The sequence below is a fragment of the Rhizobium sp. SG741 genome, from assembly GCF_012275435.1.
GTDB classification, from domain to species: Bacteria; Pseudomonadota; Alphaproteobacteria; order Rhizobiales; family Rhizobiaceae; genus Rhizobium; species Rhizobium lusitanum.
The window spans coordinates 103,350-120,207 of the sequence record NZ_JAAZQP010000011.1; the positions used below are offsets into that span (position 1 = coordinate 103,350).

General features: G+C 59.2%; 13 protein-coding genes. All 13 read left to right on the plus strand.

The annotated features are described in order from the left end of the window. Positions 1–10: 10 nt before the first annotated feature. The 13 genes from FHT29_RS25080 (at position 11) to cysG (ending at position 16,768) form a co-directional block, all read left to right on the plus strand. Positions 11–1,333: an FAD-binding oxidoreductase gene (locus tag FHT29_RS25080; RefSeq protein ID WP_168596004.1), complete on the plus strand. Its 1,323-nt coding sequence runs from the start codon at positions 11–13 to the stop codon at positions 1,331–1,333. A gap of 483 nt (positions 1,334–1,816) precedes the next feature. Further along, positions 1,817–2,659 (plus strand): transporter substrate-binding domain-containing protein, encoded by an 843-nt coding sequence (locus tag FHT29_RS25085; protein ID WP_113084755.1) that lies wholly within the window; start codon positions 1,817–1,819, stop codon positions 2,657–2,659. A gap of 57 nt (positions 2,660–2,716) precedes the next feature. Continuing rightward, positions 2,717–3,379: an amino acid ABC transporter permease gene (locus FHT29_RS25090; RefSeq protein ID WP_092575308.1), complete on the plus strand. Its 663-nt coding sequence runs from the start codon at positions 2,717–2,719 to the stop codon at positions 3,377–3,379. 6 nt (positions 3,380–3,385) lie between these two features. Further along, complete coding sequence (locus FHT29_RS25095; protein WP_037191089.1) at positions 3,386–4,045, plus strand: amino acid ABC transporter permease; 660 nt, start codon at positions 3,386–3,388, stop codon at positions 4,043–4,045. 13 nt (positions 4,046–4,058) lie between these two features. Beyond that, on the plus strand, positions 4,059–4,829 hold the full coding sequence (locus FHT29_RS25100) for an amino acid ABC transporter ATP-binding protein (protein WP_168600285.1): 771 nt from the start codon (positions 4,059–4,061) through the stop codon (positions 4,827–4,829). A gap of 170 nt (positions 4,830–4,999) precedes the next feature. After that, the gene (locus tag FHT29_RS25105) at positions 5,000–5,809 is read left to right on the plus strand and encodes an IclR family transcriptional regulator (protein WP_037191093.1); all 810 of its coding nucleotides are present in this window, start codon (positions 5,000–5,002) and stop codon (positions 5,807–5,809) included. Positions 5,810–6,208: 399 nt separating this feature from the next. Beyond that, a complete protein-coding gene (locus FHT29_RS25110; protein WP_047555896.1) occupies positions 6,209–6,811 on the plus strand; it encodes an ANTAR domain-containing protein in 603 nt (200 codons plus the stop codon). Continuing rightward, positions 6,808–8,043 (plus strand): CmpA/NrtA family ABC transporter substrate-binding protein, encoded by a 1,236-nt coding sequence (locus tag FHT29_RS25115; RefSeq protein ID WP_047555671.1) that lies wholly within the window; start codon positions 6,808–6,810, stop codon positions 8,041–8,043. The genes FHT29_RS25110 and FHT29_RS25115 overlap by 4 nt, the downstream gene beginning before the upstream one ends. A 298-nt stretch (positions 8,044–8,341) precedes the next feature. Beyond that, complete coding sequence (locus tag FHT29_RS25120) at positions 8,342–9,607, plus strand: nitrate/nitrite transporter (RefSeq protein WP_168600286.1); 1,266 nt, start codon at positions 8,342–8,344, stop codon at positions 9,605–9,607. 18 nt (positions 9,608–9,625) lie between these two features. After that, positions 9,626–12,076, plus strand: a complete 2,451-nt coding sequence (gene nirB / locus FHT29_RS25125) for a nitrite reductase large subunit NirB (RefSeq protein WP_168600287.1) — start codon at positions 9,626–9,628, stop codon at positions 12,074–12,076. Between the two features lie 4 nt (positions 12,077–12,080). Further along, the gene (gene nirD / locus FHT29_RS25130) at positions 12,081–12,431 is read left to right on the plus strand and encodes a nitrite reductase small subunit NirD (RefSeq protein WP_168600288.1); all 351 of its coding nucleotides are present in this window, start codon (positions 12,081–12,083) and stop codon (positions 12,429–12,431) included. A gap of 232 nt (positions 12,432–12,663) precedes the next feature. Continuing rightward, the gene (locus FHT29_RS25135; RefSeq protein WP_168600289.1) at positions 12,664–15,318 is read left to right on the plus strand and encodes a nitrate reductase; all 2,655 of its coding nucleotides are present in this window, start codon (positions 12,664–12,666) and stop codon (positions 15,316–15,318) included. After that, positions 15,290–16,768, plus strand: a complete 1,479-nt coding sequence (cysG, locus tag FHT29_RS25140) for a siroheme synthase CysG (protein WP_168600290.1) — start codon at positions 15,290–15,292, stop codon at positions 16,766–16,768. Before FHT29_RS25135 ends, cysG begins: the two co-directional genes overlap by 29 nt. Positions 16,769–16,858: the final 90 nt, after the last annotated feature.

The following is a 16,858-nucleotide window of genomic DNA, read 5'->3' on the forward strand; positions in this document are numbered from 1 at the left end:
GAAAACCGCTATGGCCAAGTTTTCGCCGTTCAAGACGACATTGTGGTACGCGACGGCACCGCCGGCTCCCGAAACCACAGAGTTGGAAGGCACAACCAAGGCAGACGTCTGCATCGTCGGCGGTGGCTATACCGGACTGACGACGGCGCTGGAGCTTGCCAGCGGCGGCATCAGCGTCGTGCTTCTCGAAAAGGAAGAAATCGGTTTCGGCGGCTCCGGCCGCAATGCCGGGCATTGCACGCCGACCTTCACGCACTACAGCCTGCCCGAATTGCGCGCGATGCTGGACGAGCCCTGGGCCGAGCGGCTGATCGCCCGGCAGACCCGCGCGAATGACCGCGTTTCCAGCATGATCCGGCGCTATCAGATCCAATGCGAATGGCAGCAGAACGGCTATGTCATGGGCGCTCCCTACCCCGGCGCGATGAAGACGATCCAGGAGAAGGTGCGGACCTACAATGCCGTCGGCGCCAGGACCCGGGCGCTCGACAAGGACGAAGTGGCGGCTATCACCGGCAGCCCGCGCTTTCATGGCGGCTGGCTGCATGAGGAGGCGGGGCATCTGAACCCGCTCGGCTATTCCCGGGGTCTCGCGCGGGCGGTGATCCAAGAGGGCGGCATCATCCACACCAACTCGCCGGTGACCGGATGCGAGCGCCAGGCCGACGGATGGGCGATCAGTACGGCCAAGGGCGAGGTCATCGCTGACAAGGTGATCTTCGCGACCGGCGCCTACACCGTGGGCGGCTGGCCGAAACTTGACCAGACATTCAAAATCCAGAAAGTCTTCGTCGCCGCTACCCAACCGCTTTCCGATGAGGAGCGCCAATCGATCCTGCCGCGAAACACCACCATCCACGATGGCCGCGGCGATATCTATGTTTACAAATACAATGCCGAAGGACGCATCGTCGCCTCCATGTTTCCAATGGGTCGACGTGGCCGCGACATGGAATACACGCGGCAAGTCATGAGCGATAGGTTGAAGTGGCTGCATCCGCAGATCAAACAGGAGATCCGCTGGGAATACTTCTGGTTCGGCGAGTTGGACATGCAATATCGCACGGTCCCGCGCCTCTATGACCTGGCAACCGGCGTTGTCGCGCTGACCGGTCTTTCCGGCCGCGGTGTGCCGACAGGCAGCATGCTTGGCGGCATTCTGGCGGAATGGGCTAGGGGCGTGCCCGAGAAGGATCTTTCGCTCAAGCTGGAGCCGCTGACGTCAGCGCCCTTCTACATGAACTATGGGCCTAAGCTCACCCTGCGCTATTATCGCGTTTCGGACTGGATCAAGACAAAACTCGCCGGTGCTCCCCTGCCGCCGCACGCTTAACGGTAACATCACCTTAGCTTTTCCGAACGAGCAAACCTTTGATCCCGCAATTGCTTCAGAATAGTGAAGCACTTCATAGGCCTGTCTCCGCCTGGCAGGGTCGGTGCCAAGCGGAAAGACGGGTCAAATCACGACGGACAGATTGATCATCATCCGGCCTCACACTTTTTATTGCTGAAAATACACTGATCCGAGACCGCCCGAGCTTGCCGGACGGCGGGGTTCGTCTCCGTCGCCGTCAGGTTCGGAAGCATGACATCCTCGAAGCTCTGGACTTCCTGATCAAGCGTTGACGCCCGCGATCCGAAGCAGGTCATCGGAAAGACGGATGCCAACTCGTCCTCACATTCACATCCTTAACGATCGGCAACATCAGCCACTCTTGACAAGTCATCAGCCGTGCTCCTTGATATGCCCATCCAAGAGAACAGACACATGTCCGGTATATTGGATATCCAAAAGCGCTTAACCAAGGGGAACGCTATGACTATTTCCTTCCGCGCCGGCGTGATGTCGCTGGTCGCCGCAACCCTCCTCTCATCCACGCCTGCCTTCGCCGACGGCAGCAAACTCGACGAAGTGCTCGCTCGCGGGCACCTTGTCCTCGGCACCGGCAGCACCAACGCGCCATGGCACTTCAAGAGCGCGGACGACAAGCTTCAGGGCTTCGACGTCGATATGGGCCACATCATCGCCAAGGCACTCTTCGGCGATCCCGATAAAATCGAATATGTAAACCAGTCGTCCGACGCCCGTATCCCGAACATCACGACGGGCAAGGTCGACATTACCTGCCAGTTCATGACCGTTACTGGTGAACGCGCGCAGCAGGTTGCGTTCACTATTCCCTATTATCGTGAAGGCGTTGGGCTGATGCTCAAGGCTGACGGCAAATATGGCGACTATGCCGCGTTGAAGGCGGCCGGCTCTTCGATCACCATTTCGGTTCTCCAGAACGTCTATGCAGAGTCCATGGTCCATGCGGCCCTACCCGACGCTAAGGTCGATCAGTACGAATCCGTCGATCTCATTTATCAAGCGCTGGAATCGGGACGTGCCGATGCGGTGGCCACCGATCAGTCGTCGCTCGCCTGGTACATGACGCAGAATCCCGGCCGCTATAAGGATGCCGGCTTCGGTTGGAACCCGCAGACCTATGCCTGCGCGGTCAAGCGGGGCGATCAGGACTGGCTGAACTTCGTCAACACCGCGCTGCACGAAGCTATGACGGGCGTCGAATTCGATAGCTACGCCAAGTCCTACAAGACCTGGTTCGGCAAGGATCTTACCCCTCCGCAGATCGGCTTCCCGGTCGAGTTCAAGTAACAGCAGAGCGGAGCGGGAACCTCCCCGCTCCGCCAGCCTGAAAAGGGACGGCCCGCCATGGGTTACACGCTGAATTTCGCAGCCGTCTGGCGCAACTTCGACTTTCTCTTGAGCGGTCTGGCGCTCAGCCTCGGCCTCGCCGTAGTCTCGATCCTGATCGGCTCTGCGATCGGTCTCGTCTTGGCCTTCGCGCTGACGTCAAAAAAACGTATCGCAGTCGTGCCGGCGCAGGTCTATGTCACGGTGGTCCGCAACCTGCCGATCCTCGTCCTGGTGCTTTTCGCCTACTTCGCGCTGCCGCAGATGGGCTTCCGCCTCGACAAGCTGCAGAGTTTCGTTCTGGTGCTTGCGCTGTATTCCGGAGCTTATCTGGCGGAAGTATTCCGCGCCGGACTGCTGTCAATTCCGAGGGGCCTGACCGAAGCCGGTCTCTCCATCGGCCTGACATCGATGCAGATCCGCAGCTCCATCATCGCCCCGTTGATGTTGCGCAACGTGCTGCCGTCATTGTCCTCGACGATCATCTCGCTCTTCAAGGACACGTCTCTCGCCGCCGCCATCGCCGTGCCGGAACTCACCTTCGCGGCCCGCAAGATCAATGTCGAGAGTTTCCGCGTCATAGAGACCTGGCTGGTCACGTCAGCTCTCTATGTCGCAACCTGTTTCCTCATCGCTGCCCTGATGCGCTTCGTCGAGCGCCGGCTGGCTCTGCCCAGGTAAGACCGGATGTCCCACACATTTTTCGAACAAATCTGGATCGCCCGCTACGTTATCATGAACGGCGTTGGCGTGACGGTGTCGATCTCTTTGCTGGCCATTCTCGCCGGTTCCTTGCTCGGTGTTTTCGTCGGTCTGGCGCTCGTCTACGGCGGTACCGTTTTACGCCTTACCGTCCGGGCCTATACGGATATCATCCGCGGCACGCCCGTGCTCGTGCTCGTGTTGGCAAGCTATTACGTCTCTTCCGCGGTAGGTCTCAATCTGGGACCGTTTTCTGCTGGTGTCCTTGCCCTTGCAATCTTTTGCTCGTCGCATGTCGGTGAAATCGTGCGCGGCGCGCTTCAGGCCATCCCGAAAGGTCAGACGGAGGCCGCCAAGGCAATCGGCCTTACTTTCAGCCAGACTTTCACCTCGGTTTTATGGCCGCAGGCAATGCGCCAGTGCCTGCCGGCCTGGGTGAATACCGCCGCCGAGATGGTAAAGGCCTCGACGCTGCTATCCGTCATCGGCGTTGCCGAGCTGCTCCTGCGCACACAGGAGATCATCTCCCGCAATTTCATGAGCCTCCAGTTCTATTTTCTCGCTGGCGCTCTCTATTTCATCGTCAACTTCGGTATTGAGCGTTTCGGCAAATATGTCGAGCGCAAGACCGCACTGCCGTCCTGAGGAGATCCGACCGATGGCCAAGACAATTCTAGACATCCAGGGCCTGCGCAAAACCTACGGCCAGAATGAGGTCCTCAAGGGCGTCGACTGTAGCGTACAGGAGGGCGAGGTCATTTCCATTATCGGCTCGTCCGGCTCCGGCAAGACGACGATGCTACGCTGCGTCAACATGCTGGAGGAATTTGAGGGGGGTAAGATCAGCCTCGATGGCGAGGAGATCGGCTATCACGTCGACGGTAGCACCCGCCGCCGCAAGAGCGAGAAGGAAATCGCTCGTCAACGCGCGCTGACGGGTATGGCCTTCCAGCAGTTCAATCTTTTTCCGCATATGACCGCAGCCGAAAACGTGATGCTGGGCCTCGTCAAGGTGAAGAAGATGTCGAAGCCGGAAGCTCGCGCCGTCGCCGACACATGGCTCGACCGCGTTGGCCTTGCAACCCGCACCAAACATTATCCCGGCCAGCTCTCCGGTGGCCAACAGCAGCGTGTCGCCATCGCCCGTGCAATCGCCATGGCGCCGCGGCTGATGTTGTTCGATGAAGTGACGTCAGCCCTCGATCCCGAACTGGTGGGCGAGGTTCTTCAGGTCATCAAGGGGCTCGCCGCCGACGGCATGACGATGCTGCTCGTGACGCATGAAATGCGCTTCGCCTACGAGGTTTCATCGCGTGTCATATTCATGAATCAAGGCGTCATTTGTGAGGAAGGAGACCCGAAGGACATGTTTGTGCGTCCGAAAACAGATCGGCTTGCCGAATTCCTCAAGACCTCAAGTTTCAACTGACAGGGATAAGGTGGCGCGGGACAAGCGTTGCGTTAGCACACAGGCGAATGCTATCGCAGCCTCTCCTCGAGGGCCATCGGGCATCAATGCCGAATAATCGGCAAGAACCCACCGCCGCACGGCATCCCATTGCGCCGGTTGCGACCGGTTGAGAATATTCGGAGAAGAGCATGGCCGACACACCGAACGATACCGTATCGCGACGCATGCGTGGGCTAGATCGAGCTTTCGAAATCCTTGAATTTCTGCGGATGAAGCGTCAGCCAATGCGTCCGAACGAGATCGCCACGGAAATCGGCGCACCGCGCTCCTCTATCTATGAACTCGTCAATCTTTTGCTCGGCCACGGCATGCTTGACTATCAAGGGGACGATGGCCGGGTGTTTCTCGGCCGTCGCCTTTATTTCCTTGGAACTGCCTATGCCGAACAATTCGATTTAATGCGCGAATGCGATCGCGTGCTGAACGCTCTGGCAGAGGAGACCCGCGAAACCGCGCAGATGTGCCTGCTGGAAGGCAATAAATACACGGTCGCCATGATGCGCGAGGGCATCCGTCCGTTCCGCATCTCCTCGAATGTCGGTGAACTCGTCGCCATTCCCTGGACAGCCTCCGGACGTCTGCTCGTCGCACATCTTTCGGATCGAGAAATTCTTGATTTCATTCCGCCAGAGGACTTCGTCTTGCCGGATGGCAGGCAACTGGAACCGGCGGATTTCATCGCTCAGGTGCGGCAGGCCTCCGACGACGGATATTTCACCTTCAACAGCGAGGTGGAGAATTTCACTCATTGCTTCGCTGTCCCAATTTATCAGGCCGAGGGCTCGTGCATCGCCACTCTCTGCCTGGTTGCCCCACGTGAGGACGGCCTGCGCAACCGTGCCTCCTATCTAGACAGTCTTCTGAAAGCCGCGCATGAGATGTCAGAAAGGCTCGGCTTCCGTTCGACAAAAAGCCGTTTCTTCGGATCTCAATCATAACGAACAGAGCCTTTTTGCCGCCTGTTCCACGTCAGCATCACTGACCAGGGGTTTCATCCCGAAAATGCAGTGCATGATAAGCGCCGACGTTCTAATGTGCCAGGATCCTCCGCCTTCAGCCTCCGCTCGCCCACAATGCTATCACCAGACCGATCGCGCGCTTGCTTCGGTTAGTTCTGACATCTGGTAATATCTTTTACTCCAGATTGCGGTGACCCTACGTTTAATGAGCGAAGACACCCGCTCAATATCTGCCATGTCGCTATTCGTGCAACAATACCCAAGACAGCGCTTGATTTTGAAGCAGACTTCCCGCATGTGCGGAGTCTCTTCGTTTCGGCCGTCACTATTTGCGCGCCTGACATTGAATGAATGCCGATAACCTGTGGCTTCGATCTCATGAAACCTAACAGTCTGAATGTACTGGTGATTGATGAGAACCGCATTCGCGCATCCATCATTGAAGAAGGTTTGCGGGACGCAGGGTACGACAACGTAACAATCATCGCCGATATGACGGGTCTTGCGAGGCGGATCACCGAGATCAATCCTGATGTGATTGTCATCGATCTTGAAAACCCCAACCGGGACGTGTTGGAAAGCATGTTTCAGATATCACGTGCCGTAAATCGGCCCATCGCGATGTTCGTAGACAAGTCCGATGAAGCTTCCATCGAAGCTGCTGTGGACGCTGGGGTTTCAGCATATATCGTCGACGGTCTAAGGCAGGAACGTGTTCGTCCCATCCTTAAGATGGCGATTAGTCGTTTCAATGCGTTTTCGCGACTGAGCCGCGAACTTGAAGAAGCACGCGGCGAGTTGGAAAACCGAAAGCTGATCGAACGCGCCAAGGGATTGCTGATGCGCGCGCGCGGGCTTTCGGAGATGGAGGCCTATGCACTCCTGCGGCGAACGGCGATGGGCCAGAACAGGAAAATTGTCGAGATTGCTCAAAGCCTCGTTACCGCGGCAAGCCTGCTCGATCCGGGAGGGGACACATGAAGACGAGTAGGTACGAAATCACCGCGGGCTTCTTGCCGCTCGTGGATAGTGCCCTCCTGGTCGTTGCCAAAGAGAGGGGCTTTGCCGAAGCGCAGCAGGTGGATCTCACGCTCGTGCGCGAGCGTTCGTGGGCAACGATCAGGGATAGATTAGCTGTCGGGCACTTTGAGGTTGCCCATATCCTCGCGCCGATGCCGATCGCCTGTAACCTTGGACTCACGGCGCCGGCGCCGCGAATGATCGTGCCCATGGCGCTTGGCCTCGGCGGAAATGCCGTCACGGTGTCGGGTGGCTTGTGGCGGGCAATGGTCGAGAATGGTGCGATTGGCAATCTCGATGCCCGCTCAAGCGGCATGGCGCTGCGGCGGGTGATCTCACAGCGAACTGGAGATCAGCTCCGTTTCGGCGTGGTGCATCCCTATTCCGGACATAACTACGAACTTCGATATTGGCTTTCTGCGAGCGGCATCGATCCCGATCGGGAGGTTGAGATCGCAATCCTGCCTCCTGCGGATATGGGAAATGCACTGAAGGCTGGTTTCATCGATGGCTATTGCGCCGGTGAACCGTGGAATACGTTCGGCGTTTTGAAACGAGGTGCGCATCTCGCGACGGTCAAGGCCGCGATCTGGAAATCCAGCCCCGAAAAGGTACTGGGAGTGAATGGCCGTTGGGGCGACAGCCATCCCGAAGCCCTCGCCGCATTGCTCACGGCGCTTTACAATGCGTCACTCTGGTGTGCCGATGTTGCCAACCATGAGGAGCTTGCCATATTGCTTTCCGGACCTGCATACATCGACAAGTCTGTGGAATTTTTGCGGCCCGCAGTGACGGGCGAGCTTAGAATCGGTGGCCAGCACACTCAAACCGTAAAGGACTTTTTCGTCCCAAACGCGAAGGCGGCGACGTTTCCGTGGAAGAGCCACGCGCTTTGGTTCTACACACAGATGGTTCGCTGGGGTCAGGTCAAACACACCGCATCTCACCAGCGTATCGCCGGCAACACTTATCGACCGGATATTTACCGGAACGCTCTGAAGGCGCTGGGTCTCGCGATGCCAGCCGCAAGCTCCAAGGTCGAGGGCGCCTTGCGTATGGAAACGCCCGTTGGCTCAAGTGGCATGCTGACGCTTGGCCCAGACGGGTTTTTCGACGGCACCCTTTTTGATCCTGATCGCATTGATGAATATGTCGCGGCTCAAAAAAACACGACCGACATGCCTACTTTGTGAGCAATGCCCAAATATTGGGAGCGCGCACTGCTGATTTAATCGCTTCATGGCCTGCCCGGCGGAAGCTTTTTTGCTTAGAACGCCGTAACTGGGGGCCAATTTTGAATTGGCACGGTCCTTGCTTCTAAACTAGCAAGCCGAAAGGCCGCATTTTAGCGTCCAATGACGGACGCCTCAGGCAAAGCCGCCGATCAGGATATTCCGTGTACTTTCGTACGCGCGCCCTGAGGTGCGGCTTTTTGTGTTTCTGACCCTCAATGATGGATTGGCACGACCTTGTCGAGCCCCGGGAGAAGCCATGTCTGTTCTTAAGAAAACACAGCCCATGTCCGCCGGCGAACCGGCGAAAGCATTGTGGATTTCCACATTCGCCTTCACGATCTGTTTCGCCGTCTGGACGATCTTTGCGATCATAGGCATTCGCATCAAGCAGGAACTCGGCCTGAGCGAGACCGAATTCGGCTTGCTGGTCGGCACACCCGTGCTCACCGGATCAGTCGTTCGTATCCTGCTCGGGATATGGACAGAGCGTTACGGCGGCCGCCTGGTCTACACGCTCACAATGCTGGCAGCTGCGGTGGCAACCTTCCTCCTGTCCTATGCAACCACTTACATGCAAATGCTGATTGCCGGCCTGGGCGTCGGCCTCGCCGGCGGCTCCTTTGCGGTAGGCGTCGCCTATGTTTCCCCGTTCTTTCCACCAGAGAAGCAGGGAACGGCACTCGGCATCTTCGGCGCCGGCAATGTCGGAGCGGCGGTCACCAAGTTTGCCGCTCCCTTCGTGCTGATCGCGTGGGGATGGCAGGCGGTTGCGGAAATCTGGGCGCTGGTACTCGCGGCCATGGCGATCGTTTTCTGGTTCACCACCACCGACGATCCGGCCTTCCGCGCTCGTCGCGATCGCGGGGTTGCATCCAGGAGCTTGCTTCAGGAATTCGCACCTCTGAAAAACATTCAGGTATGGCGCTTCTCGCTCTACTATTTCTTCGCCTTTGGAGGTTTTGTCGCCCTCTCGCTTTGGCTGCCACGCTATCTGGTCGGCGCCTATGGCTTCAATCTTGAGGTTGCCGGCATGGTTGCGGCTGCCTATTCCATTCCTGGCAGCGTCTTTCGCGCCTTCGGCGGCGTACTCTCCGACAAGAAGGGGGCACGCAGCGTGATGTATGCAATGCTTGCGGTGTCGGCCGTCGCTACCCTAGTCCTTTCCCTGCCCGCTGTCACACCAACGAGCTCGGCATTTGGAATTACCCCGGCCGTCTTCATCGTCGTCATCTTCGTCCTCGGCTTCTTCATGAGCCTCGGCAAGGCGGCCGTTTTCAAGCACATCCCCGCCTACTACCCTGAGAGCATCGGCGCGGTCGGCGGCATTGTCGGCATGATGGGAGGCCTTGGCGGATTTATCCTGCCGATCGTCTTTGGCCTGCTCAAGGACATCACCGGCCTTTGGTCCAGTTGTTTCCTGCTACTTTTCGCGATTGTGGCGATTTCGCTCGTCTGGATGCATCTCTCCGTAAGGCAACTCGAGCGCCGTGGGTCCTCTGCCCCCGTTGTAGCCGCCACCTAATCTCAAGGACTTGGAACTATGACCCAGAAACTTGTCATCGTCGGCAATGGCATGGCGCCGGGCCGCATGCTGGAGCACCTCCTCGAACAGGCGCCCGGTCTTTACAGCGTTACGATCTTCAACGCCGAGCCGCGCGTCAATTACGACCGCATCATGCTGTCGCCCGTTCTGTCGGGAGAGAAGGACTACGAGCAGATCATCATCCACGGCGACGGCTGGTACATCAAGAACAACATCACCCTTTACAAAGGCCACAAGATCGTCGCCATCGATCGGGTGGCCAAGACCGTCACGTCGGATCACGGCGTCGTCGAGAGCTACGACAAGCTTGTCATTGCCACCGGCTCCGTGCCCTTCATCATTCCCGTCCCGGGCAAGGATCTGCCCGGCGTCATCACCTATCGCGACCTCGATGACGTGCAGGCGATGCTGCTTGCCGCCCAGTCGCGCGAGAAGGCGATCGTCATCGGCGGCGGCCTGCTTGGTCTCGAAGCGGCTGCCGGCCTTGCCTCGCGCGGCATGGATGTCACCGTTCTGCATGTTATGGCAACACTGATGGAACGCCAGCTCGATCCCGCCGCCGGCTATCTGCTGCAGAAGGCGGTCGAAGAGCGCGGCATCAAGGTCATCACCAAGGCCAATACCAAGGCGATCATCGGCAACGGCAAGGTCGAGGGCATCGAGCTTGATGACGGCCGCATCATTCCCGCGACGCTGGTGGTGATGGCCGTCGGCATTCGCCCCAATATCGGTCTTGCCAAGGACGCCGGTATCGCCGTCAACCGCGGCATCGTCGTCGATGACGGCATGCAGACCTCGGATGGCAGCATCATGGCGCTTGGCGAATGCGCCGAAGTCGGCGGCCAGGTCTATGGCCTGGTGGCGCCGCTCTATGAAATGGCGCGTGTCGCCGCATCGCATCTGTCGGGCGACCGCTCCGCCGCCTTCGTGCATTCGGACACGCCGACGAAGCTCAAAGTCACCGGCATCAACCTGTTTTCCCTTGGCGACTTCGCCGATGGCGACGATCGCGAGGAGATCGTGCTGCGCGATGCGGCCGGCGGCGTCTACAAGCGGCTGGTGCTGAAGGACAACCGCATCATCGGCACCGTGCTCTATGGCGAGACGGCCGACGGCGCCTGGTTCAACGACCTGAAGAAGAAGGCGACCGACATCTCCGAGATGCGCGAGACGCTGATCTTCGGTCAGGCCTATCAGGGAGGGTCGCCGCTGGACCCTATGGCGGCCGTTGCAGCCTTGCCGGATGACGCGGAAATCTGCGGCTGCAACGGCGTCTGCAAGGGCAAGATCACCTCGACCATCACCGCAAAGGGCCTGGCCTCGCTCGACGATGTGCGCGCCCACACCAAGGCGTCCGCCTCGTGCGGCTCCTGCACCGGCCTTGTCGAGCAACTGATGTCGATCACGCTTGGCGATGCCTATAATCCGAAGGCGGTACAGCCGATGTGCAATTGCACGGAGCTTGGCCATGACGACGTGCGCCGCCTGATCAAGGCCAAGGGTTTAAAGACCATCCCCGCCGTCATGCAGGAACTGGAATGGAAAACCTCCTGCGGATGCGCCAAATGCCGGCCGGCACTCAACTATTACCTGGTCTGCGACTGGCCGGACGAATATGCCGACGACTACCAGTCCCGCTTCATCAATGAGCGCGTCCACGCCAATATCCAGAAAGATGGCACCTATTCGGTGGTGCCGCGCATGTGGGGCGGCGTCACCAATTCCGGTGAACTGCGCGCCATCGCCGATGTCGTCGACAAGTTCGAGATCCCGATGGTCAAGGTGACCGGCGGCCAGCGCATCGATCTGCTCGGCATCCAGAAGGAGGACCTGCCCGCCGTCTGGGCCGATCTCGGCAAGGCAGGTTTCATCTCTGGCCAGGCCTATGCCAAGGGACTTCGCACGGTGAAGACCTGCGTCGGCTCCGACTGGTGCCGCTTCGGCACGCAGGATTCCACCGGGCTCGGCATCCGCATCGAGAGATTCATGTGGGGGTCGTGGACGCCGGCAAAGCTCAAGATGGCGGTGTCCGGCTGTCCGAGAAACTGCGCCGAGGCCACCTGCAAGGACATCGGCGTCATCTGTGTGGATAGTGGCTTCGAGATCCACTTCGCCGGTGCCGCCGGCCTCGACATCAAGGGTACGGAAGTGCTCGGCCTGGTGAAGACCGAGGACGAGGCGCTGGAGCATATCGTCGCGCTGACACAGATGTACCGCGAGCAGGGCCGCTATCTCGAGCGCATCTACAAATGGGCCAAGCGCATCGGCCTCGACGAGATCCGCCGCCAGATCATGACGGATGCCGACAAGCGTAGGGCCTATTACGAGCGCTTCGTCTTCAGCCAGAAATTCGCCCAGGTCGATCCCTGGTCGGAGCGTGTTTCCGGCAAGGACAAGCACGAATTCCGGCCGATGGCGACGGTCGGCTTCCATCAGGCTGCGGAGTAAGGAGATGGACATGAACTGGCCAAAAGACACCTGGCACCCGATCGGCGACATCTCTGACATCCCGCTGCGCGGCGCACGCTGCGTGAAAACCCCGCAGGGCAAGATCGCCGTGTTCCGCACTGCTGAGGATCAGGTCTTCGCCATCGAGGATCATTGCCCGCACAAAGGCGGCCCGCTCTCCCAGGGCATCGTCCACGGCGCTGCCGTCACCTGCCCCCTGCACAACTGGGTCATCTCGCTCGAAACCGGGCAAGCTCTCGGCGCGGACAAGGGCTCGGTCAGGACCATTCCTGTGCGCAATGAGAACGGCATGCTGTCGATCGCTCTCGACAGCATGATGATGGCGGCGGAATAGATCATGTCCGTGTGCGCGGCGGTACCCTCCTCTGTTCATTCCAGACATCTTCCCCTCAAGACGGAAGATCGGTTTGAGTTTGCTGCTGCCCGTTTGAACAAGAAAAGCATGTATCGCTCTTGTTCAGTGGGTGGAGACCAGTGGCACGGCGAGCTCCTGATCCTTCCCCTTGAGGGGGAGATGTCAGAGGAGGGTGTAAACCATCGGCGACTAAGCATCGGGGAGACCAAGCGTGCCTACTGAAACGAAGACTACGTGTCCCTACTGCGGTGTCGGATGTGGCGTTATTGCGACGGTCGACGATTACGGAAAGGCTTCCGTTAAAGGGGATCCGGGGCACCCGGCCAATTTCGGCCGGCTCTGTTCCAAGGGCTCGGCGCTGGCCGAAACGATCGATCTCGACGGCCGTGTCCTCTACCCGGAAATCGACGGTCAACGTGCAAACTGGAACGACGCGCTCGATCTCGTAGCCTCGAAATTTTGTGAAGCCATCGCCGAGCATGGGCCGGACTCGGTCGCATTCTATGTCTCAGGTCAATGCCTGACGGAAGACTATTATGTCGCCAACAAGCTGATGAAAGGCTTTATCGGTTCGGCCAATATCGACACGAATTCACGGCTTTGCATGGCCTCCTCCGTCACTGGTCATCGCCGCGCCTTCGGTTCGGATACGGTGCCGGGCACTTACGAGGATCTCGAACTCGCCGATCTGATCGTACTCGTTGGTTCGAACCTCGCATGGTGCCATCCGGTGCTCAACCAACGGATCCAAGCGGCAAAACAAAGCCGACCGGATATGAAAATCGTCACGATCGATCCGCGACGCTCGGTCAGCGCCGATCTTGCGGACATGCACTTGATGATCAAAAGCGACGGGGATGTTGCCCTCTTCAATGGGTTGCTTGCCCATCTCGCAGGATCGTCGGCTTTCGACGAGGACTATGTATCGGCGCATACGATCGGCTTTAACGATGCGCTGGAAGCCGCGCAAACCAGGAGCATGCTAGATGTTTCGGAGGAAACAGGCTTGGCAGTCGGTGAACTGCGGGCCTTTTATCGTCTGTTTGAAACAACCGAAAAGGTGGTGACCTGCTATAGCCAGGGCGTCAACCAGTCCTCGATCGGCACCGACAAGGTCAACGCGATCATCAATTGCCATCTGGCCACTGGGCGCATCGGCAAACCAGGCATGGGACCCTTCTCGCTGACCGGCCAGCCGAATGCGATGGGTGGCCGCGAGGTGGGCGGTCTTGCCAACATGCTGGCAGCGCATATGAATATTGAGGACGAAGCCGCGCGCGATCGTGTGCAACGCTTCTGGAATTCGCCAACCATGGCTGCAAGGCCCGGTCTCAAGGCCGTCGAAATGTTCGAAGCCGTGGCGGACGGGCGCATCAAAGCCCTGTGGATTATGGCGACGAATCCGGTCGTTTCGATGCCGGATGCCGACCGGGTGCGCGAAGCCATTAGCAACTGCCCCTTCGTCGTCGTTTCCGATATTCAAAAGAACACCGACACCGCCGCACTCGCCCACGTGCTATTGCCAGCCGCCGGCTGGGGCGAAAAGGACGGAACCGTCACCAACTCCGAGCGGCGCATTTCCCGCCAGCGCAATTTCCTCGATCTGCCCGGCGACGCAAAGCCCGACTGGTGGCATATGGCCGAAGTTGCCAAGCGGATGGGCTTCAACGGCTTTGACTACGACAATCCCGCCACAATCTTCGCCGAACACGCGGCCCTTTCTGGATTCGAGAATGGCGGCACACGCGACTTCGACATAGGCGCGAAAGCTGATATCTCACCTGACACCTTCGAGGCTATGTCACCGTTCCAATGGCCGCATCGCAAAGGTGCTCCCGAAGGCGTCACGCGATTTTTCGCCGATGGCCAGTTCTACACGCCGGATCGCAAGGCCAGGTTCATCTCCGTGAAATCTGAGCGCGATGACCGCACAAGCAAGAATGCCCCCTTTATTCTCAATACCGGCCGCATCCGCGACCAGTGGCACACGATGACGCGCACGGGCAAGGCGGCGCGGCTCTCGTCGCATCTCGCCGAACCTTTCGCCGAAATCAACCCGGCGGACGCCGCTGAACTCGGCATCGACAAGGCGGGGTTGGTACGGGTGGAAAATTCCTTCGGTTCAGTCGTGCTACGAGCCTTGCTCACAGAGCGGCAGCCACGCGGCGGCGTCTTCGTGCCGATGCACTGGAACGATGAGTATTCTGCAAATGCGCGCGTGGCCGCTCTGCTGGCGCCACACACTGACCCCATCTCCGGCCAGCCCGCGCTCAAGAATATCGGCGTCAAGGTACGGCCAGCCGGAATGGCATATCATGGTTTTGCAGTTGTCGCCTTCCGCCCTGAGCGGCTAGAGGCGCCCTATTGGGCGGTCGCGAAGACAGAAGCCGGATGGCGCGTGGAATTCGGCTTCGACAAGGCACTTGACGATATCGAAGCCTGGTGTCGCGATACGTTCGGCCTTTTTGATCGTGGCGAGCATCTCGCCTATGTCGACAACCCGACGCGACAGCAACGTCATGGCTTCTTTGACGGAGAACGGCTGTTGCTCGCCTTTTATGCCGCGCCCGAACCTGTCGCCGTATCGCGTGACTGGGCCGTCAAGCAACTCAGCACACCACTGGAGACTGCGCGCGCACGCTTTGCGGTGCTCGCCGGCCGGCCAGGTACCGATCAGATGGACCCTGGCGCAACCGTCTGCTCCTGCTTCTCGGTCGGCATCAACCAGATCGTAGGCGCCGTCGCAGGCGGCTGCCACACGGTCGAGGCTATCGGCAGACAGCTCAATGCCGGAACCAATTGTGGCTCTTGCCGCATTGAAATTAAGGGGATTATCGATGGCTGCCTTCGTCAAGCCGCGGAATGATAGAATGGAGCGGATCGCTCCACTCACCTCGCTGCCGGTATTTTTCGATCTCAAGGGGAAATCCGTGCTGATCGCCGGCGGCAGCGACGGGGCGGCGTGGAAGGCCGAACTTCTGGCAGCAGCGGGCGCGGAGGTGCATGTCTTCTGCCCCATGGACGAGCTTTCCGAGGGCTTTCGGAAGCAACTTGACCAGTTTGTCCACCACGATGCATTTTGGCAGGCGGCATACTTCAAGAGCTTTGCTTTGGCGGTAGGCGACTGCAAAACCGACGAGGAGGCATGCTGCTTTCACGATCACGCTGTCGCTGCCGGTGTTCCCGTCAACGTCATCGACAAGCCGACATTCTGTCAGTTCAAGTTCGGCTCGATCGTTAACCGCTCGCCCGTGGTGATTGGCATCTCGACCGACGGCGCTGCTCCTATCCTCGGCCAAGCTATCCGCCGGCGCATCGAAACACTCCTCCCGCGGTCGGTCAAATCCTGGGCTCAGCTTGCGCAGGCTATCCGCGCCCATGTGACAGACGCCCTCACCTCAGTTCAACGACGAAACTTCTGGGAACGTTTCGTCGATCGCGCCTTCGCGGGCGAGGAGCCCGACGCAGATGCGGTGCCAGGCCTGATCGCGGAGGCAGACCGAATTCGTAGCAATGCTAACCCTGCCGGTCAGGTGACGCTAGTGGGCGCCGGCCCGGGCGACCCCGAACTGTTAACTCTGAAGGCGGTCCGCGCCCTCCAAGCCGCCGATGTCATCCTGTTCGATGATCTTGTTTCTGCGGAGGTGCTGGAACTTGCCCGCCGTGAGGCCAAACGCATGCTGGTAGGCAAACGTGGTGGCCGCCAAAGCTGCAGGCAGGAGGACATCAACGCAACGATGTTGGCGCTCGCCAAGGCCGGCAAGCGAGTCGTTCGCCTCAAGTCGGGCGACCCGATGATTTTCGGCCGTGCCGGCGAAGAGATCGATCATCTTCGTCGCGAGAACATCCCCGTCGACGTTATTCCCGGCATCACGGCAGCAAGCGCCATGGCCTCTTGCCTTGGCATGCCGCTCACCCACCGGGACCACGCCCAGTCCGTGCGCTTCGTCACGGGCCACTCTCGGCATGGCGGACTGCCGGAAGACGTTGACTGGGCATGCGTCGCAGATCCCCATACGACAACCGTGTTCTACATGGGAGGCAGGACAGCACCGCTCATTGCCGATCGGCTGATCACCAACGGCCTGCCGCCTTCCACCGCTGCCGTAATCATGGCCGACGTCAGCCGCGCTACCCAGCGGGAATGGCACGGCAGCCTCAAAAACCTTGCCAAGGGCATGGAGAAGATCGGCTACGAAAATCCCGTGCTGATCGCCGTGGGTGGCGCTGTTTCAGCCTGCGGGACTGCGAGCGCGGACGCCGATAATCTTCGAGAAACTCCCGTCAAGGCCGTGGGTTTCGTTGCTGTAGCTTGATCTGATTTGGCGTCACGCAACAAGTAGGCGAGATATCGTGTCGGAGAACATTGTGAAACAGGTTGGCGACCGGAAACTCACTCCTGAAAG